The sequence below is a fragment of the Pedobacter suwonensis genome, assembly GCF_044762335.1.
In the GTDB taxonomy this organism is placed as follows: Bacteria; Bacteroidota; Bacteroidia; order Sphingobacteriales; family Sphingobacteriaceae; genus Pedobacter.
In genome coordinates, this window is record NZ_JBIWEB010000002.1 from 506,717 (window position 1) to 527,483 (window position 20,767).

The 20,767-nt window shown below is 42.7% G+C and carries 19 protein-coding genes; 13 read left to right on the plus strand and 6 right to left on the minus strand.

Translation table 11 applies throughout. The features are described from left to right. Positions 1–552: 552 nt before the first annotated feature. The 6 genes from ACIQXP_RS05755 to ACIQXP_RS05780 all read right to left on the minus strand — a co-directional run bounded on the left by ACIQXP_RS05755 (position 553) and on the right by ACIQXP_RS05780 (position 5,582). Positions 553–930 (minus strand): DUF983 domain-containing protein, encoded by a 378-nt coding sequence (locus ACIQXP_RS05755; RefSeq protein ID WP_387504826.1) that lies wholly within the window; start codon positions 928–930, stop codon positions 553–555. A 139-nt stretch (positions 931–1,069) separates the two neighbouring features. Further along, the gene (locus tag ACIQXP_RS05760; RefSeq protein ID WP_427429415.1) at positions 1,070–2,305 is read right to left on the minus strand and encodes an NADP-dependent isocitrate dehydrogenase; all 1,236 of its coding nucleotides are present in this window, start codon (positions 2,303–2,305) and stop codon (positions 1,070–1,072) included. Between the two features lie 289 nt (positions 2,306–2,594). Then, complete coding sequence (locus tag ACIQXP_RS05765) at positions 2,595–2,858, minus strand: hypothetical protein (RefSeq protein WP_387504827.1); 264 nt, start codon at positions 2,856–2,858, stop codon at positions 2,595–2,597. A 25-nt stretch (positions 2,859–2,883) separates the two neighbouring features. Then, positions 2,884–3,399, minus strand: a complete 516-nt coding sequence (locus ACIQXP_RS05770; protein WP_387504828.1) for a methyltransferase domain-containing protein — start codon at positions 3,397–3,399, stop codon at positions 2,884–2,886. Positions 3,400–3,958: 559 nt separating this feature from the next. Then, on the minus strand, positions 3,959–4,696 hold the full coding sequence (locus tag ACIQXP_RS05775; RefSeq protein WP_387504829.1) for a YoaK family protein: 738 nt from the start codon (positions 4,694–4,696) through the stop codon (positions 3,959–3,961). Between the two features lie 304 nt (positions 4,697–5,000). Further along, a complete protein-coding gene (locus tag ACIQXP_RS05780) occupies positions 5,001–5,582 on the minus strand; it encodes a PhnA domain-containing protein (protein WP_387504830.1) in 582 nt (193 codons plus the stop codon). Positions 5,583–6,238: 656 nt separating this feature from the next. On the opposite strand from ACIQXP_RS05780, the gene ACIQXP_RS05785 reads away from it, so the two are divergent. The 13 genes from ACIQXP_RS05785 to ACIQXP_RS05845 all read left to right on the plus strand — a co-directional run bounded on the left by ACIQXP_RS05785 (position 6,239) and on the right by ACIQXP_RS05845 (position 20,733). Further along, positions 6,239–7,480 carry an aminotransferase class I/II-fold pyridoxal phosphate-dependent enzyme gene (locus tag ACIQXP_RS05785; RefSeq protein ID WP_387504831.1) on the plus strand — a complete coding sequence of 414 codons (1,242 nt, stop codon included), beginning with the start codon at positions 6,239–6,241 and terminating at the stop codon, positions 7,478–7,480. Positions 7,481–7,509: 29 nt separating this feature from the next. Beyond that, entirely contained in the window at positions 7,510–9,084 is a 1,575-nt protein-coding gene (gene pckA, locus ACIQXP_RS05790; RefSeq protein WP_387504832.1) for a phosphoenolpyruvate carboxykinase (ATP), read from the plus strand. 19 nt (positions 9,085–9,103) lie between these two features. Continuing rightward, entirely contained in the window at positions 9,104–9,490 is a 387-nt protein-coding gene (gene gcvH / locus ACIQXP_RS05795; protein ID WP_387504833.1) for a glycine cleavage system protein GcvH, read from the plus strand. A 5-nt stretch (positions 9,491–9,495) separates the two neighbouring features. Then, positions 9,496–10,578 (plus strand): glycine cleavage system aminomethyltransferase GcvT, encoded by a 1,083-nt coding sequence (gene gcvT, locus ACIQXP_RS05800; RefSeq protein WP_387504834.1) that lies wholly within the window; start codon positions 9,496–9,498, stop codon positions 10,576–10,578. A gap of 12 nt (positions 10,579–10,590) precedes the next feature. Beyond that, complete coding sequence (gene gcvP, locus ACIQXP_RS05805) at positions 10,591–13,476, plus strand: aminomethyl-transferring glycine dehydrogenase (protein ID WP_387504835.1); 2,886 nt, start codon at positions 10,591–10,593, stop codon at positions 13,474–13,476. 231 nt (positions 13,477–13,707) lie between these two features. Further along, positions 13,708–14,286 (plus strand): hypothetical protein, encoded by a 579-nt coding sequence (locus tag ACIQXP_RS05810; protein WP_387504836.1) that lies wholly within the window; start codon positions 13,708–13,710, stop codon positions 14,284–14,286. Between the two features lie 718 nt (positions 14,287–15,004). Continuing rightward, complete coding sequence (locus ACIQXP_RS05815) at positions 15,005–15,598, plus strand: methyltransferase domain-containing protein (RefSeq protein ID WP_387504838.1); 594 nt, start codon at positions 15,005–15,007, stop codon at positions 15,596–15,598. Between the two features lie 399 nt (positions 15,599–15,997). Further along, positions 15,998–16,429: a response regulator gene (locus tag ACIQXP_RS05820; RefSeq protein WP_387504839.1), complete on the plus strand. Its 432-nt coding sequence runs from the start codon at positions 15,998–16,000 to the stop codon at positions 16,427–16,429. Between the two features lie 599 nt (positions 16,430–17,028). Next, positions 17,029–17,610: an HD domain-containing protein gene (locus ACIQXP_RS05825; RefSeq protein WP_387504840.1), complete on the plus strand. Its 582-nt coding sequence runs from the start codon at positions 17,029–17,031 to the stop codon at positions 17,608–17,610. A gap of 77 nt (positions 17,611–17,687) precedes the next feature. Continuing rightward, positions 17,688–18,365, plus strand: coding sequence for a response regulator transcription factor (locus tag ACIQXP_RS05830; protein WP_387504841.1), 678 nt, complete (start codon positions 17,688–17,690; stop codon positions 18,363–18,365). Then, a complete protein-coding gene (locus ACIQXP_RS05835; protein WP_387504842.1) occupies positions 18,362–19,618 on the plus strand; it encodes a sensor histidine kinase in 1,257 nt (418 codons plus the stop codon). Before ACIQXP_RS05830 ends, ACIQXP_RS05835 begins: the two co-directional genes overlap by 4 nt. 6 nt (positions 19,619–19,624) lie before the next feature. Next, entirely contained in the window at positions 19,625–20,293 is a 669-nt protein-coding gene (locus ACIQXP_RS05840; RefSeq protein ID WP_387504843.1) for a cytochrome b/b6 domain-containing protein, read from the plus strand. A 29-nt stretch (positions 20,294–20,322) separates the two neighbouring features. Next, positions 20,323–20,733 (plus strand): hypothetical protein, encoded by a 411-nt coding sequence (locus tag ACIQXP_RS05845; RefSeq protein WP_387504844.1) that lies wholly within the window; start codon positions 20,323–20,325, stop codon positions 20,731–20,733. The last annotated feature ends 34 nt before the right edge of the window (positions 20,734–20,767 follow it).

Consider the following 20,767-nt stretch of genomic DNA (forward strand, 5'->3'; position numbering starts at 1 on the left):
CAGAATCTTTTGGTTGTTAAGCCCGGTAATTATTTCCATGCAATTGTAAGTTGGTAGCTCATTCCTTCGCGCCCCGGCGATCTCGCCAATAAGAGGATTGGCTCATTCGAGCATCAAATAAATCTCGCGTCGGATTTTTTTGTATGTTCGAGCTGGAAAATTCCTAAGGATGTACGAATTTTTTTTGATGATGGCCAAATCTTTGAATTATATGAATATGGGAAGGGGCTTCGAGGCAATGGGTTGACAAGATTTTACGCTTTAAGTCTATCGATTTTCTACATAATATCGGCGGCGATTGCATATCCCCAAGCATCTCCTTCATAACTTCAGAAGATTCGGGGACAAAAACAATGGGAATGAAACAAAATTGTCTCCTATAATCTCTTGTTACCAACTAAATTTCCCTTGGTTTCGATAGTATTATCAGTGCCGGGCTGAGGATGCCCTTGCCATACTGCGGAAATTGGCAAGGATATATGATTTTGGACTCTTTTTTGGCTCAACGAAAATGAGGTTGGCCACTTAATGATTTCAGCAGATAAATAAACGCTATTTTCTTGGGTCATATTTTACGCCAGGGGTAAGCCAGTAAAGCAAGATGACCCTGGAATATCTAAAGTTGAAAGGTCCCAAAACGACGATTGAACTCATCAGTATCCCCGCATATAACCAAAAAGAAGATAGATTTCCGGTCACTGCATAGGTCGCCACGCAAATCAGCAGCATTTCTACGACATTCATTCCATAGCTGATAAACATGGCGGCATAAAAATAACCCGGTTCACGCTCAAACCTGTAATGGCAATGTGAACAGTGATCATTCATATGCTGGAAATGAAAGCCATACATACTGTTTGAGAACATATTGCCTACTCGGCATCTAGGACATTTTGCATGCCTTAACGCATAAGATTTTGATGTATCCATTATGATTAAAATTTACGGTTAGGTCGTTGCTGATGATTTTCGTATTGATACATCCGGAAAAATAATTTATAATTAACCATATTTAGTCACGCAGGTCCAATAAAATCCGTTTTCATACCGATAGAAGAGGCTTAACGGGCTAAGCCAGCTTTCTTCGAAGATTATCATCGAGGACAGATAAAAATTCCTCTGTATATAGATAGTCTTTACCATGTTCTACCTTTGGCCCGTGAATGCAGACTGCAAGGTCTTTGGTCATTTTACCGGACATTACTGTACCTATACAAACCTCTTCAAGTATTTTACAGAACTCTACAAGCTCCTGATTGTTGTCCAGCCTGCCTCGAAACTCCAATCCCCTTGTCCAGGCAAAAATAGATGCAATTGGATTTGTGGAAGTTGCTTTTCCAGCCTGATGCTCCCTAAAATGTCGGGTGACTGTGCCATGCGCGGCTTCAGACTCCATGATCTTTCCATCGGGGGTGATAAGAACGGAGGTCATCAAACCAAGTGATCCGAAGCCCTGTGCAACGATATCGGACTGTACGTCGCCATCATAATTTTTACAGGCCCAAACAAAATTGCCATTCCATTTTAGGGCGGAGGCGACCATATCATCAATCAGGCGGTGCTCGTAGGTAAGGCCAGCTTCAGAAAAGCGCCCGATGAATTCATTTTCATAAACTTCCTGAAAGATATCTTTAAACCTCCCGTCATATTTTTTTAATATTGTATTTTTTGTGGATAGGTAAAGCGGCCATTTTTTTGCCAGCGACTGATTAAAACATGCCCTCGCAAACCCGTATATGCTATCATCCGTGTTGTACATGGCCATTGCCACTCCGTCCCCCTGATAATTATATACCTCCATGGACTCCTCTGGCCGTCCGTCGTCCGGTGCAAACGTGATAGTCAATTTCCCACGGCCCTTGGTCAGAAAATCGGTTGCCCGGTATTGGTCTCCGAATGCATGACGTCCTATACAGATCGGGTTCGTCCAGCTTGGGACCAGCCTGGGGATGTTTTCAATAACAATAGGTTCGCGAAACACAGTGCCATCCAATATGTTCCTGACCGTTCCATTAGGCGATTTCCACATTTGTTTGAGCGTAAACTCTTTTACGCGTTCTTCATCCGGCGTTATGGTCGCGCACTTGATACCGACTCCGAATCTCTTTATGGCTTCGGCTGCATCGATAGTTACCTGATCTGATGTCAGATCACGGTATTGAATGCCAAGGTCGAAATACTTGATTTCCAGTTCAAGATAAGGAAGAATCAGTTTGTCCTTGATAAATCTCCAGATTACGCGAGTCATTTCATCTCCGTCAAGCTCTACGATAGGGTTGACAACTTTAATTTTTTTAATTTCCATAATATTAACAATAAAAGATTTACATAGCGGGAAAACCAATTTTCCCAGTCAACTCAAGGATCCGGTTATCTTCATTGAAATCTGCCCGGGAGTGAGGTCTTATCATGGTTCTTTCAAGGTTTGCCCCTTATTACCCCACATGTACTGATGCGGCATTTACAATTTAAAATCAATCCCATTATCCTTAACAGAGGCATTCTTGCTTGGCTTCCAGTCTTAGCTGTCCGCAGATTTACCTGTCTTGAACTGGGCTTGCAAGGCATAAAAATCCAACTCCGAAACATCAACCTTAAAATGATGCCTCTTGTGGAAGGGTAACATAGCTGCGTAAATATAACAGGGCATATCTATAGCAGCTAAACTGGGTACTGCTTAAATGTAAGGGAGACAACTTCTCTATTTTCGTTTCCAGTTCGCCAAGGTAGTCAACAACCGGGTATTTTTCCTTGCAGAGCAGCTCAACGAAATCAGTGATGACAACCTCAACCTGGAAGTAGGTTTTCGCATCGCCCAGCTGTCTCAGAACTGAAGAAGTGTAATTTTCTAAATGCATTTTCCTATTGTTTTAGCAGTCTTTTCTAGATTTTAATCCACATTTTCAGGTTTTTCTGGATATCCTGTTCAACCATTTTATATCCCATCGGAATTTCATGGCCATACCCATGGAAGGTCACCAACCTGGTTCCGCTTGCCATATTTTCCAGCCCCTTGCACAAATAATTGGAATAATAGGTATATAAGCCTGGCGAATAGTCTATGGATTCGTCAATTCGTGCAACATCGATCATGTTCTCGGCAAATGCATTGTAAAAATAGATGCTGTCATAGTGTTCTAGACTTAATTCCGTGAAATTCCCGTGCAGAAACTGAACATTGGTCATCTCACTTCTTTGTTGGGCCGCAATGGCCAGATCGACAAGATCTTTTCTCTGCTCTACACCATGAAATTCAGAATCAGGAAAAAAATGGGCTGCCGAAATGCAGAACTTACCAATGCCACTTCCAATATCCAAGACTCTGGACCCTGCTACGGGAGCCAAAAATGAGGCTGCTGTTTTGGCAATTGCGAGGGGGGTCCAATGTATTTTTGACATTTTTTTTATCCGGGATGGGAAAAAGCTATCGAATACAGTATCATGAGAGAAATAGTTAGAAGGCAGTAAGCTGTAATCCGTGAGATTATGTTGTTCAGTATTCATTAAAATGGTGTGATTGATGAGGACAATAGGCGATGTTGCAAGACGATTACATCAGGATTATCAAGCCGAGAAAAATTCCAATGATCATGATCAAGTACATAAGAATCTCAGTGCTCGCAAACCGTTTATATTTCATCCAAAATGAATCTTCATCCGGATGCTTTTCTTTATTGCCCATAATCATGCAGTTATCCAAAGATCTTAGTCTTTTTCACGACACAAAACTAGCCTTAATCTATGCTTCTTTTATAGAAACTTATCACTCGGACCAATGATAAAAATCATCTTTGGTAAGATATGATATCAATTTTTTCCTGTTTGATTGTTGACCATTTACAAAAAGAGAAAGATTGGCGTCCATTTATTGTTCGCTCGCAGATGTGACCGGCATTAATTAACAAAAATGGGCTCTTTTTCTTTAAGGAACATGATGTAGCATTGTTTTCCCAAAACTTCACTGCCTTTTGCCTGCATTGACTCTTTTTCGGTAGTATCTTTTGGCCTTAATCCTGAAGATATCATAAAGGAGAGCATAAATCAAAATACCGATAGGTGCATAAAAAGCGTTGAAACCAAAATGTTCAAAAAGAATAGCACCTGCAACGGCCCCTGCCATAAAAAAGAAGATGATTACAAAACGGAGTTTGATTTTAGCTTTAAGGGCCTGCTGGTCTGGTTTTTTTTTATTAAACAACTGCGCCAATTCTATACCAAGATCTGTAAAGGTTCCGGTAAGATGCGTGGTTCTTACCACGGAACCGGAGATCATTGAAACTAAAGAGTTCTGCAGGCCCATGGCAAAAAGCAGGCTCCCGGCAAAAATTTCTTTGGAAGCTAAGGATCCATCATATTTTTGGCCACACAGTGCGCAGAAAAGCAGGATGATAATTTCAATGAAAATAGCAATAGAATAAGAATAGCGTTGATTATGACCTGTAAGCGCGAGGATCAGGCTGGATACAAACGCGCCCGCCAAAAAAAGAAACATCCAGAGGGCTACTACCCGGGCAGTATGCCAGTCTGCCAAAGCGATTTTCTCTGCCAGCAATGCCGCATGCCCGGTAACGTTTGTAGTCAGAACTGCAAATCCAAGAAATCCCTCCGCATTTACGAATCCCGCGGTTAGCCCCAGAAGGGTTGCTAATTTCAGGTTATGTTGGAGCGTACGCTTTGCGCCTAAGTGTCTTAGCATAACTGTCTTTATTGACTTTCAACGATGGCCTGGGACCATCATAATCAAATGAACCATTGGTATAACTTATAATATAAGTCCTGAGCCGACCAATTTAGGAATAATCACAACATCTCACTACAAAATTTGAAGAAACTATTTTTAAATTAACAAATGGCAATACGGGCAACGATTCCGCTCACCTCAACCGTTGCTCACAATTCCCTGCCCTGGTTTGGAAATAACATTTTCAATGCCAGTTTCATGTTCTGACAGTAAAGAAAAATGTAATGAAAACCCGCTCAAGGATGGGCCAATATAGCAATCAGCTTTGTTTACGCACAAATTTGGTAAGTATAACGATAAGCTGTCCTTCAATCCGGCCTTCAATTTGTTCTTTGTTATCCTCCACGAGTCTAATGTTCTTTACTACTGTTCCGAGTTTCGCACTTAAGCTTGATCCTTTGACATCAAGGGTCTTTGTCAAAACCACTGTATCACCGTTTTCGAGGATATTGTTGTTGCAATCTTTATGAAATTCAACATCAGAATCATTCTCATGGTCTCCCGTGGCTTTTGCCCATCCAAGTGTAGCATCATCCAGATACATCATCTCGAGGTTGTCAATTGCCCAGCTTTCCTGTCTTAATCTGTTTAACATGCGCCAGCTAAGCACCTGTACACCGAGAACTTCACTCCACATGCTTGAGTTGAGACATTGCCAATGTTTACTGTCTAATACTTCTCTCTTTTCAATTTGCGAAAGGCATTTTCCACATACCAAAACACATTCCTCCACTGAGTAAGTGACATGTGGCGGCACCTCATAAACACTTAGTTGATCTACCGACCCACAGAGTTCACATTTTTTCCCGCTTCTTTCAAGCAGTTGTTCTTCGATTTTCATATTTATGACTGATAAAGGCGCCGAATGTACACATTTAAAATAATTTAATACTGAATGGATTTATGGATGCCACATATCGACCTCCTCTGTCCGAAGTAAACACACCTTGTCAGGTCGTTAGATAAGACAGCAAAAAATTTGGAGCGCCCAAAAAAGCCAACTTGTCCTCGTACATCGTGGATGCTGCGAGGTTGTTGCAGAGGGGTTGGTATCTAACTGTTTGTTTTGAGGAGAAAATGAGGAGTTCCAACTAGAAAAAAACTGATAAATATCACTTTCACCAATGATTTCTTACTGCGAAACGCATTGGATTAGCAAATAGATTTGCATGTGATTAAATTTTACCTACTTCTTGGTGTCCCGATCTGGATGTTCGTTTTGAAGAAGCCAAAATTTGCTCTTGAAGGGGTCAAAGACAGGCATTTGAAATAGGCCAGGACAGATGGTATAATCGATAGGAACACCAAAGATCATAAAAGATTTAAATGAGCTTATATTGTAAAAGGAATTAAAACAATGGAAGCAATGTTCACAAAAGAATTTTTAAACTCACATACATTAAAAAGCTGCAATCGGACAAGAATATTTTTCCACATTTCAAGGGGAGCGGGAAAGCTATCAATAGATGAAAGCCGCAACACTACAAAATTTAGATAATGAATCTATTAGAAAAAAACCTATTAAAACCGGGGCCTTTAGGTGAGCATGCTCATTATGCGCACGGATACTTTGCTTATCCAAAACTTGAAGGTGAGTTGGGAAATCACATGTTTTTCAACGGAAAGCAAAAACTGGTTTGGAGTTTGAACAACTACCTGGGGCTGGCTAACTGCGCTGAGGTGAGGAAGGCTGATGAAGAAGGTGCCAGACAATACGGGCTTGCCTATCCGATGGGAGCCAGAATGATGACAGGAAACACAATTCTACATGAAATGTTCGAGGAGAAGCTCTCCGCTTTTGTAGGCAAGGAGGATACCTTTTTATTGAATTATGGATATCAGGGTATGTTATCGATTATCGACAGCCTACTTGACCGTCATGACGTTGCTGTATATGACTCAGAATCGCATGCCTGTATAATAGATGGTTTAAGGCTACATATCGGTAAACGCTTTGCATACAAACACAACGACATCGTAGATTTTGAAAAACAGCTCATCAGGGCCAAAAAATTGACCGATGTGAGTAAGGGAGGCATACTTGTTATTACCGAAGGGGTGTTCGGAATGCGCGGGGATACGGGAAAGCTGAAAGAAATCAGCGCCCTTAAAAAGCAATATGATTTTACCTTGCTAGTCGATGATGCCCACGGTATCGGCGTTATGGGGGCAACAGGTGCCGGAACAGGTGAGGCTCAAGGTGTCCAGGGAGACATAGACCTGTATTTTGCCACTTTCGCAAAATCCTTTGCCGCCATTGGGGCTTTTGTCTCTGGGAAAAAAGAAATTATCCAATATCTGAAATATAATATGCGCTCCCAGATTTATGCCAAAGCGTTGCCAATGCCATTGGTATTTGGTCTGCACCAGCGGCTCAGCTTGATCAGGGAGAAACCGGAATTAAGAACCCAATTGTGGGAAGTCACCCGACAACTACAAACTGGGCTTGAAAACGCTGGACTCGAAATCGGCAATACCCAATCGCCCGTTACACCAGTTTACCTGGAAGGCTCGATCAATGAGGCTACTGCACTGGTAAGGGACTTAAGGGAGAGATACGATATATTCTGCTCTCTGGTTGTTTACCCGGTTGTCCCAAAAGGCATGATCATTTTGAGGTTAATTCCAACAGCTGCCCATACAAGGGAAGAGGTTGAGCGGACTGTTGCGGTTTTTAAGCAGGTCAAACAGGACCTGTGCACCGGGAAATATCGTGGACAACTTCAACTGTCCCAATAAGCATCCATACTAAAACACTAAAGCATTTTATGATAAACAGGGAACAAGCATCCTTATCGTATCTGGGCATCGAGTGCAATGGGTCTATCCACTGGAACATTTCTACCTTCGATCTCATCAGCAACGCTATCCGTGACCACCAATGTCAACTCACCTCCTCAGGTGCGCTGGCCTGTAACACCGGCAAATTTACAGGAAGATCACCAAAGGACAAGTACATCGTAGCTGATGACCTAACCGAGGATAGCATCTGGTGGGGAGAGGTGAACCATAAGCTTTCCACGGAATCTTTTGAAAGTCTTTATCGGAAAGCGACGCTTTACCTGTCAAGCCGGAATCTATATGTCAGGGATGTATTTGCATGTGCGGCCGAGGCGTACAGGCTTAAAATCAGGGTCGTTACGGAAAATGCCTGGCAAAGCCTTTTTGCTAACAATCTTTTCTTAAGGCCGAAGACTCAGGAGCTATCAAAATTTGCAGCGGACTGGACGATATTGTCTGCGCCGGGTTTTATCGGTGATCCAAAGGTGGACGACATCCGGTCAGAAAACTTCACGGTTATCAATTTTAAGAAAAAAATCATTCTGATTGGCGGTACGGCCTATAGCGGTGAGATTAAAAAGGCGGTATTTACCGTGTTAAACTACATTTTGCCGCAAGACAGAGAGGTCCTGCCAATGCACTGCAGCGCGAACGTGGGAGAAGGCGGTGACACGGCTATTTTCTTTGGGCTTTCAGGGACAGGAAAAACCACACTTTCCGCCGATCCGATGCGTAGGTTGATCGGCGATGATGAACACGCTTGGGACGCAGCATCTGTCTTCAACCTGGAGGGGGGCTGTTATGCAAAGTGCGTCGACTTAAGTTATGAAAAGGAGCCGCAGATTTTTAATGCCATCAGATTTGGTGCCCTGCTGGAAAATGTCTGCTTTCATCCGAAACGCCAGGTGGTGGATTATACCGATACCTCCACCACCGAAAACACACGCGCTGCCTACCCCATTCATTTTATAGACAACATCGTTGTGCCTTCTGTGGGAAGGGCACCTGAGAACATATTTATGCTGACTGCGGATGCATTTGGCGTGCTGCCACCGATCTCAAAATTAAATGAGGCACAGGCCATGTACCATTTTATTTCTGGTTACACCTCAAAAGTTGCAGGTACGGAAATTGGAATCAAGGAACCACAAATTACTTTTTCAGCATGCTTTGGAGAACCATTTTTGCCGCTACACCCGCTGCGGTACGCTTCAATGTTCGGCGAAAAGTTAAGAGGCTCTTCTATCAAAGTATGGTTGGTCAATACAGGATGGACCGGGGGAAGTTTTGGAAATGGTGAACGCATTAAACTAGAATATACCAGGGCAATGGTCTCCGCAGCCCTGTCGGGGCAGTTGGGCCGTCTTGGATTTGAAAAACACGAGCTATTTGAGATGGAAATGCCGGTGAGCTGTCCGGGGGTTCCTGCTGAACTTTTAAATCCGGAAAATGCATGGGCCGATAAAAAGGAATATCAAGCAACGGCCAGAAATTTAGCTGGGGAATTCAGGAAAAACTTTAAAAGATTTCAAGCGTATGAAACGCAAAAAACACATTGTTAATATTAAACAAAGATAAATTATGGAGTATCCAGAAAAATTGTTTTACACTAAAGACCATGAATGGATCAGTTTCGATGGCCAATATGCTTTGATCGGGATTACACATTTTGCTCAAAAGGAACTTGGCGACATCGTTTATGTCGACATACCGACACTAAATTCGACGGTCGGCAAAGAAGAGGTTTTTGGTACTGTTGAAGCAGTTAAAACGGTATCGGATCTATTTATGCCTGTTACCGGTCAGGTGGTTGCTGTAAACCAGGATATTGAAAAAAAGCCCGAGCTTGTAAATCAGGAGCCGTACAGTACATGGATGATCAAGGTTTTAGTAAGTGACCCGGAAGAAAAAGCATGCCTGTTAACGGCGGATGCCTACAAAACCCTGATTGGAGCGAACGGATATTAGGAGCTATGAAAGATACAGTATTAAGTCAGGTTCACGAGGCCCTCGGAGCAAAGATGGCCCCTTTTGCGGGCTATAATATGCCCATTCAATATGAAGGGATCAACGCAGAGCACGAAACAGTTAGGACGGCCGTAGGTGTTTTCGATGTGTCACATATGGGGGAATTCATTGTTGGAGGGGAAAATGCGCTTGAACTGATCCAGAGGATAACAACGAACGACGCCTCGAAATTGACCATTGGGCAGGTCCAGTATACCTGCATGCCCAATGAGCGGGGAGGGATCATTGATGATCTTTTGGTTTATATGTTGGATCAAGAGTCCTACATGTTGGTTGTTAATGCCTCAAATACCGAAAAGGACTGGAACTGGCTCGAGACCAACAATATACATAAGGCAGAGATTGTCGACAGGTCCGATGCGATCTCTCTGTTGTCCGTACAGGGCCCACGTACAATTGATACGCTACAGAAGCTCACCGAAACAGACCTGTCCGCAATTCCGTATTACCATTTTAAGCGTATTGAGCTAAATGGCATGCCCAATGTTATTGTATCAAACACGGGATATACCGGGGCCGGTGGGTTTGAAATCTATATAGATAACGGTGATGTGGAAACGCTATGGGAGGCAATTTTCTCCGCGGGTAAAGAGTATCATATTCGCCCGGTTGGCTTGGGAGCCAGAGATACCCTGCGCCTGGAAATGGGATTTTGCCTTTATGGAAATGATATAGATGATGAGACCACTCCACTTGAAGCCGGATTGGGGTGGATCACAAAGTTCGAAAAAGATTTCATGGCCAGGAACATCCTAAAGGTTCAAAAGGACCACGGGCCGAAGAAGAGATTGGTTGGGGTTGAAATGCTCGATAGAGGGATTCCACGGCATGATTATAGAATCTTGAATGCTAAGCATGAAGTCATTGGACATATCACTTCGGGTACCCAATCCCCGACCTTAAAAACCGGTATAGGAATGCGCTATGTCAGTATAGACTATTCCAAACCTGGAACTACGGTTTACATAGATGTTCGCAACCGGTATCTCGCGGCGAGAATAGCCAGATTCCCGTTTGTTAAAAAATAGTTTTTCCGCAAAATGAATAAAGAAATGAAATCCATATATAAGTTCAAAAGCAGACATATCGGACCCGACAATTCGCAAGTGGAAGGCATGTTAAAGGTTATCGGTGTGAATACGCTTGATGAACTGATCAATCAAATCGTTCCCGAAGAAATCAGATATACCCGGCCGTTGAAAATATCTTCAGGATTATCAGAAGAGGAATATATCAGCTCCTTGAGGGTAGCTGCCTCAAAAAATATATTGTATAAAAGCTATATAGGCCTTGGCTATTATGGGACGTCGATGCCTGCTGTGATCCAAAGGAATATTTTTGAGAATCCAGCCTGGTACACCGCCTATACACCATATCAGGCAGAGATATCCCAGGGTAGACTCGAGGCTTTATTGAATTATCAAACTGTAATTTCAGAGCTGACCGGCCTTCCAATTGCCAATGCATCACTTTTAGATGAAGGTACAGCGGCTGCCGAAGCAATGTTAATGTTCTTTAACGCCCATGCAGCAGATGGAGGCAGTGCGGTCAGATTCCTCGTCTCGGAAAACTGCTTCCCACAAACTGTTGATGTGCTTAGGACAAGATCTGAACCTTTGGGAATCGAGCTTGTCGTCGGTGACATCAATTCAATAGCCCTTGACCAATCTTTTTTTGGGCTTTTGGTACAATATCCAGATGTCAACGGAGAGGTGGCTGATTTTCAGGAAATGGTGACAAAGGCTCATGAACAGAACGTAAAAGTTTGTGTTGCCTCCGATCTTTTGGCCCTATTGCTCTTACATCCACCCGGAGAATGGGGTGCGGATTGTGTTGTCGGGAATAGCCAGAGGTTTGGTATGCCATTGGGTTTTGGCGGCCCCCACGCTGGATTCTTCTCTTGTAAGGAAACTTTTAAAAGATTGGCACCTGGAAGGATCATTGGTGTATCGAAAGATACTAGTGGGAAAACCGCCTATCGAATGGCCTTGCAAACACGTGAGCAACATATCAAAAGAGAAAGGGCAACCTCTAATCTTTGCACTGCTCAGGCTTTACCTGCTATAATTGCCAGCATGTATGCGGTATACCATGGTCCAAAAGGACTAAGGTCCATCGCTTTTCAGGTGCATTCCAATACATGCTTGCTAAACAATGAATTGATAAGAATGGGATACCGCCCGCATACCAAGGTATTTTTCGATACTATTGTATTTGAGGGGGATCTAAATGTCATCAGGCCACTGGCGGAAGGAGGGAAAATCAATCTGCGTTATATTGATGCTGCACGGTTTGCAATATCCATTGACCAAACTACAACATCCAATGATTTGGCTGATCTTCTGTTGATATTGGCCAGAGCAAAGGGTGCGGCCTTTGACCGGATTGGTGGGGCAGCGCCATCACCATTAGCCTCAACGAAATTTTTACGGGCTTCCAAGTTCTTGGAACATCCCGTCTTCAATACCTATCACAGTGAAACCGAAATGATGCGTTACATCAAGCGTCTGGAGAACAAGGACCTATCCCTAGTCCATAGCATGATTTCTTTAGGGTCATGTACCATGAAACTCAACGCGGTATCGGAACTACTCCCGCTAACATGGCCTGAATTTACGCAGATTCATCCGTTTGCACCCTTGGGGCAGGCCAAGGGGTATATGGAGATCATCCATCAATTGGGTAAAGATCTGTGTGAAATAACCGGTTTCAAAGCCATAAGTTTTCAGCCCAATTCAGGCGCACAGGGCGAATATGCAGGATTGATGGTGATTAGGGCTTTTCACAAGGCCAACAACCATCATAGGAATATCACCCTTATTCCCTCATCAGCACATGGAACGAATCCTGCCTCGGCAGCGATGGCAGGATTTAAGATTGTCATTGTAAGTTGTGACCCGCAAGGGAACATTGATGTAAATGACCTACGTAATAAAGCGGCACTTCATCAGGATGCGCTGGCCTGTCTAATGGTTACTTATCCTTCTACTCATGGAGTTTATGAAGAATCCATCAAAGAAATTGTCTCAATCATCCATATCAATGGGGGTTTGGTGTACATGGACGGCGCTAACATGAATGCACAGGTTGGATTAACCAGCCCGGGACATATCGGGGCAGATGTTTGCCACCTAAACCTACACAAGACGTTTGCAATCCCCCATGGAGGCGGAGGGCCCGGCATGGGGCCGATTGCAGTTGCAGAGCACCTTGTCGAATTTTTGCCCTCACATATTTCATTGGAGAAAACCGAAAGGGCAATTTCCGCTGTTTCATCTGCTCCCTTTGCAAGTGCCTTGGTGCTATTGATCTCATTTGGTTATATCAAGATGCTTGGTGCAGATGGCCTTTTGGAGGCTACCAAAATAGCTATTCTTAATGCCAATTATATAAAGGACTCCTTAAAGGGGTATTACAAGATACTTTTTACGGGGAAAAATGACCATTGTGCGCATGAGTTCATTATTGATTGCGCTCAGTTTAAAAAATCTGCGAATGTGGAAGTTGGGGACATTGCCAAAAGATTGATGGATTATGGCTTTCATGCCCCAACAGTTGGCTTCCCTGTGCATGATACGCTGATGATCGAACCAACAGAGAGTGAAAGCAAAGCGGAGTTGGACAAATTTATCTGTGCAATGATTTCAATAAGAAGAGAAATAGAAGAAATCGTCCAGGGTGAGTATAGCCAAAAGGACAACGTGTTGAAAAATGCGCCCCATACATTGAATGATTGCTTGAAAGACACTTGGAGTAGACCATATGGAAGGGAAAAGGCAGCATTTCCGAGCATTTGGTTGAAAGACTACAAATTTTGGCCATCGGTAAGCAAGATAGACAACGCATTCGGAGACCGTAACCTGATTTGTACCTGCCCACCGATAGATAGTTATGGTGACGAACCGCCATTGGGACTATTAAGCTAACTTTGACTCCCCTTTGCTGTTATTGAAGCCTGAACTAATCATTAATGTTTTATTTTAACTTCTTGGACCAAGCACGGGATACGTTCGTGGCTAGGCATTTGTCACGGGCATTGCAATGTTGACCTATCAGTAACAGCCCCAGGGAAGGCAATGACCAGCCAGTTCAGGATGACAGTTGACGAACTTTCTTTCAAAATCCATTATATAACCTAATAAACCTCTAAATCCAAAATGAACCCTTCTTTATTCCGCAATGATACCAGCTTTGACTGGCTTTATCCGGAACACTTACAATTGATATCCCAGAAGCATTGGACTCCAATTCGGATTGCGCGTAAGGCGGCAAAATTTCTCGCTCTTCCAAGCTCTAAAGTGCTGGATATTGGAAGCGGAATAGGCAAATTTTGTCTTGCTGGCGCATATTACTATCCATTAACTACCTTTTACGGCGTTGAACAGCGGCATGAACTGGTTCATTTTGCGGAAGAGGCGAGGAACTACCTGCAACTTTGCAATGCCGGTTTTATCAATGCCAACCTTACACAAATCAATTATGAAAGTTTTGACCACTTTTACTTTTATAACTCTTTTTGGGAAAATATTGACCAGTGCAACAAGATTGACGACATCATTGAAACCTCTCTAAGCTTATATTCGTATTATACCCAGTATCTGTTCAATATGCTAAATACCAGGCCCTCAGGAACAAGGTTGGTGACTTTTCAGGGTACAATTGACGAGGTTCCACCGAACTATAAGCTCGTGGAAACCTCGGAAAACAGCTTGCTAAGAATGTGGATCAAGGCATAGAAAAATTTTTCAACTGCCTGTCCTACCGAATTAAAGATTCCAGATCTGCGACCACATCAGGTAAAAATATCTATTACTGCGATCAGGGCTTGTTTTAATTTCGATCGAATCCGGTAAAAAGTTGAACGCGTCCCCCTGATGAGAAAAAGTAACCAGGTATATGTGAGTTCCCTCTATACTCAGCGCAGACACTTCAAAATCGACTTGCTCTTTAAGTTTTAAGCCAATCCTTTTTTTAATTTCATCTATCATCTTATTTAAATAAAAATTTATATACGTACTTATGCCATCCGGAGTTCGCAGGCCGTTTTTATTTCCTGTATTGCAAACGATCGTAAATTAAGCTTCCTTTAGTTCAACCGGTACAGTTCTTTTTCCTTTCTATCGACATATGCCGTATCCGGTAGCAACCACCTTTCCTCCCAATGTCTCGATTCATCCCAAGATTTAACGATTTCTCCAGGCTTGTAAAAACGGGATGTCAATTGCTGTCCTATGGCGCAAGTTCTGTGCTGGCGGCATATTCCAAATCTCATATCCACTTTCATTTCCCAGGCATAATTTAGGATTAATTAAAGGGATTTAAGATGATAAATATCATTTGCAGCCCTGATTTCTTTACACTTCAAAGGCATCTATTGTGCAGTAAATTTGTAGCTAGGCCTAATGGATGCCGGAATGTACAAATTTTGAATGTTTCCCTTTACTAGAAAATTAAATGCACACCGATTCTCTGAACGTAGTTTATTTTGATAAGGACACCAGCTTCGATAGTCTATTTCCCAAGCGCATTCAGGGACTTTCCGAAAGGCATTGGACCCCATTGGAAATAGCTAGAAAATCCTGCGAATATCTTTCTGTACCCAATTCAAAGGTTCTTGATATCGGGAGTGGTGTAGGTAAATTCTGTATCACGGCCGGTTTCTATGGGCCTGAAACTTTATTTTATGGAGTTGAGCAGCGCAAGGATTTGTACAATATAGCCGAAGGGGTAAAAAATACCTTAGACCTGCAAAATGTAAATTTCATACACAAAAATATAACGGAGCTTGATTTCGGCCGCTTTGATTCGTTTTATTTTTTCAACTCATTTTATGAAAATATCAAGCCGGATCTCGCAATAGATACGAAAATTGAGGCAACCGCAGAATTGTACAGCTACTATACAGATTACGTTCGTGAACAGTTAGACCAAAGGCCGTCCGGCACCCGGTTGGTTACTTACCACGGCTCGTTAAAACAGGTTCCCACGAGCTATAAGCTTATAGATAATTCGTACAACTATGCTCTGAAAATGTGGATGCGGGAATAGAAGTGACAATGAACGGACAGTTTGTCTGCTCACATCTTCTCGCTCGAAATCTTTACCGGGATCTGGTATGACACCTCATCGCTTCTGGCAACAGATTGAGCATCCATGGTCGCACCTGCGATAGTCTCGGAGGGTAAGGATCTACCATATTCTGAGATGATACTGAAGGTGTCGAAAGAGGTGATAGCTTTTTTTCGTTTCATTGCAGGACGATCCTGGATAAGCTGGTTTGGTAAAATGACTTAACCAAGTTCCCCACCGGTCGCAGCAACAAGGAATTATGCAGCATTGCGAATTTACAAATACCTAACGGTCTAGAGTTAAAATGTGTGCTTCTATTTAAACGCCAAAATGTTATCTTTGAGCAATCTGTCCAATTGAATCCATCAAAACTTAACCATGACTCAGATCGGAGAGAATAAAAGTAACGGCAGAATTACGATCATTTATGCGGAAGATGAACGGTGGTTTCGGGAATCAATGGTCGAAATGTTGGTCGAAAGTGGGTTTGGTATCATTGGCGCTTTTAGTGATGGCAGGGAACTTCTTGGTTTCGCAGAAGGGTGTCCGATACCTCCGGACTTATATTTGACAGATCTGCGCATGCCCAATATGAACGGTATTGAGTTGACAAAAGAGATTTTGAAGAAGTGGCCGAACTCGCAGGTAATTATCCTGACCTCGGAGATTGAAAATTTTTACATCGATCAGGCGAGGAAAGCTGGTGCCGTCGGCTATTTGCATAAGATTATCGATTACAAAAATATCAAATGCGCCCTTTTGGAGGTTCACCAAACAGGAGCGACTACTATCGGAAAACTGAATTTATAATGCCTGTTCCGATTTCCTTTAGTCAGAGGGTTTGTAGTAACTTGTATAGAGTAACCTATTGATGATTAGAATATTAACAAAAAATTTTTCATTCGTTATTTACCATTTGCACATTCTTTGCATTTACCTTATTAATAATTTATATAATCTTAAATTTGGTTAATCAAAAATTAGACATATTGCTTCAACTTGTATCAAATGCAAGAGAATGCTATCTGTGTCGAAGATACAATGTTAACCATACAACAAGCTTCACACCTATTGACGCTTTCAGTAAATACGATCTATAGTTGGAGATTTCGCTGAAATTGACCACCCTATTTCGGTTTAAACATATCGCATCCGTTGATTTTTCAATACCTTCCCAGTTCGGCCGCTATTGAATATTTTGTTGCTGCATATCGTCCTAGTCCGGGCTACACGCTATGGCGGGCAATTGCGATAGGCGTTAAAGACAGGATTAATAATTGACCGGGAAAACCAAAATTCGTGGACCCCATCTGAATGTATTTGAATTGACTCAAGGTATCCCTAAAAACTTCAACTTGTCTTTAGATTTGATGTTTATTATTGCCTGATGCAACAATCATAAAGAAAACATGGAGCAGATAATAGACAGGGCAATGGTTTACGTGGAGAGATTGTTTATGGATCAGTTATCTGATAAGATGTACTTTCATGACCTTCAACATACCCTGCAGACCGCCAGGATTGCCAGAGAGATCGGAAACAACAGTGGGTTAAGCGAGTCAGAGCTATTCAAACTGGACCTTGCGGCGTTGTTTCACGATACGGGTTATACACAGAAATATATGGGACATGAAGAAGAAAGTATGCGGATTGCAACTGATTTTTTGCGAAATGAAAATCTGGGACAGGAGATCATTGATGAGATATGCCGTTGCATTGCCGACACCAGATTTCCTCAATTCCCAACGGAAAAACTCGGAAGGATCCTATGCGATGCTGACCTGTACCATTTTTCTCTACAGGATTATGTCCTTTATTCTGAAAAACTTAGAAAGGAATGGGAGGTCACGTTAAACCTGTTTTATGACCCGGCGCAATGGAATTCCTTAAATCTTAAGCTTCTTATCTCCCACGAGTATTTTGAGCCCTATTCCAGGTCTGCATTTCAGCCGGGAAAACAGGCCAACATCAAAAGACTTTCAGGCAATTGATTCACCTTAAATCCATTTTGGTGCTTTTTTGAGGAAACTTCAAGATGTCTTCAGTATCTTAAACCATATTTGTTCTTATGAAGATTCTAATCATTGAAGATGAACCCGGGCTGCAGCGTAGTATAGCACAGTATCTGCTCTCCCAGGGAAATATATGTAGTCAGGCTTCAAACTATAGCGAAGCACTTGGCCGTTTAGGGGCATATGATTATGACTGCATTTTGCTCGATCTTACCCTTCCCGATGGAGAGGGGCTTCAGATACTGAACTATCTCAAACGGATGAACAGAACCGAAGGGGTGATCATTATTTCGGCAAGAAATTCCATCGATCAAAAAATTGAGGGCCTCAGCCTTGGAGCTGATGATTACCTGATCAAGCCCTTTCACCTCTCGGAGCTCAATGCCAGGATACTGGCAGTTGTTCGCCGAAAAAGTGCCCATGGGGAAAGGCATATTGAATTTAATGAAATCAGGATAGACCTGGATGCCAAAGAGGTACTTGTGAATGGTAAGGTAGTTCACATGACCAAAAAAGAATTTGATCTCGTGCTTTATTTTGTTTCCAACAAAGGTAAGGTAATTTCCAAATCTGCGGCGGTTGAGCACATCTGGGGTGATGATTCAGATATGGCAGACAGTTTTGATTTCATCTATACCCATATCAGGAACATCAGAAAAAAACTCACTGACGCCGGGAGCAGGGATTATTTTCAGTCCGTATACGGCATTGGTTACAAATTCACGGAAGTATGAGGCTATTTACAAGATATAACAGGATACTGATGATCATCAGTCTTTTTGGCCTGCTGCTGATCGGATTTCTTTTTTACCGTATGCTCATCTATTATCTTGATCAGCAGATTGACCATGATCTGGTGGAAGAAGTTATGGAGGTAAAGGAATATTCGGCAGCGGGAAATTTTTATCAGCCGCATGAATTTGAGGATCTTGTTGTTCAGTATAAAAAAATAAAGAAGGCCAGTCCTTCCAGTAGCTATGCGGATACCCTGTTCTACAATCCCCTTAAGCACCGCAAGGAAACCGCAAGGTACCTTAAAACCGAACTAGAACTGGTTGGCCAACCTTACCGGGTCCTGGTCATCGCCTCTAAATTTGAACGGCAGGAGCAGATCAGGAACATCTGCCTCATTATCCTCCTTCCGGTGACGATGCTTTTTGCCCTGGTGTTATTGGTGAACAGGATTTTGCTCAGGAAAATCTGGACCCCTTTTGAGCAGCTCCTAAAGAATATTACAGCCTTCAATATCAACCATGACCGGCCATACGAGCCTGTTGAAATGCCTGTGGCAGAATTCAGGCAATTAAACAAGGTATTGGTAGAACTTTCGGGGAAGGTGAAATCTGATTATAACGAGATCAAGCTTTTTACCGAAAACGCATCCCACGAAATGATGACGCCGCTGGCGGTAATCAATTCGAAGCTCGATAATATGCTACAGTCAAATGTTCTGGGTAAGGAAGATGGCGAAACCCTGGTTGAATTATATAAGGCCACTTCCCGACTAACCAAGCTGAACCAATCACTGCTACTCCTGGTTAAGATTGATAATAATTTATTGCAGGACGAGGAAAAGGTTAACCTGAAATCGCTTATCGAAGAAAAGCAGGTGTACTTCCAGGAACTGATTACCGAGCGGAATATTACCGTAGAAACCATTTTGACCGATGTAACGATTTCTGCAAGCCGAAGCTTGCTTGAAATACTGATTAACAATCTTTTCAGCAACGTGATCAGGCATAACTATGACGGAGGTAAGATTGAGGTGAGGTTGGATGCAGACCAAATCGCATTTGCAAACACAGGCCACAATAAAGCGCTCGATCCCGGAAAAATATTCGACCGTTTTTATAAGGATAATGCATCAGAAGGCACCGGTCTGGGGCTTGCCATATTAAAGCAGATCTGCAACCGGCAACATTACCGGCTTGATTATTCCTACCATCAAGACCTGCATACTTTTACTGTAACCTTTAAAGCCCAATAAAATCATATGGCCATTATCGAACCTACCAACCAAGAAATAGGAATGAACAGAAAAGGAAAGAAATATGCTTCGTCTACACGTTTCTGGCACTGGGTAAATTTTATTATGATCTCAGGATCCCTGCTCACTGTGCTGATCAACGCTACACTCTTGGACCGCTCGCAGCGCAGCTTTGTGAAAAATGAATTGGTCAATGCCGGCGCATTGGTAAGTGATGAGCAGGCCGGTGCAGTTACCCATGGCCTGGAGGATCAGGTATGGGACATACACATCTATTTTGGCTACGCATTAGCCGCGCTTTTTCTGTTCAGGTTAATCGCAGAGTTTTTTATGCCGCCCTCGCAAAAACTTCTTCCCAAGCTCGGAAAAGCTTACCGGGCTTATTTTATCTTAAAAAAAGAGCGAGAGGCAGCAAGGCACGAACTGGTTGTGAAGGGACTTTACATCATTTTTTATCTCCTGCTTTTGATTATGGTGGTTACCGGCCTCCTGCTCGCTTTTGAAGATTATACCGGAATCCCGCAAAACATTAACCACAGCATAAAGGAATTCCATGGCTTTTGCATGTACCTGATACTGGGTTTTATTGTTCTTCATTTGGCGGGAGTTTTTCTAGCCGAGGGTAAAGATGGAAAGGGAATTGTTTCGGATATGATCAACGGGGGAGAGAATTGAAAATGATGAAAATAATTAGGATCTAGGCCATGCTAAAACGAACTGCTGTACTTCTGTTGTGCTGTTATCTGTTTTCATCTACAGCGCTTTCCCAGTTTCTAAAGGTGCCCGAGCTGATCGGGCATTACCTTGAGCATAAAGAGCAGCAAAAGGATTTATCCCTTTGGGGATTTTTTTGTATCCATTACCTTAACGGAGATGTTCATGATGCAGACTATGATAAGGATATGAAATTGCCCTTTAAGACCTGTGCTGCTCCGGGGCATGGTGGAAATCCCGTTCGCCTGGAAGCCGGTCAGATAGTCGTTCCAATCGATCCGGGCATTGAATTGCTACACCTCAAAAGATTCTTTTATCAATTTCCCGAAACCGCTACACCCGGAGGCGGCATTTGGCAACCACCAAAGTTCTGCCTGAGCACTTATGCGCTATCGATCTGATAAGCACAAGAACAAATTTTATTAATTTTTAAAC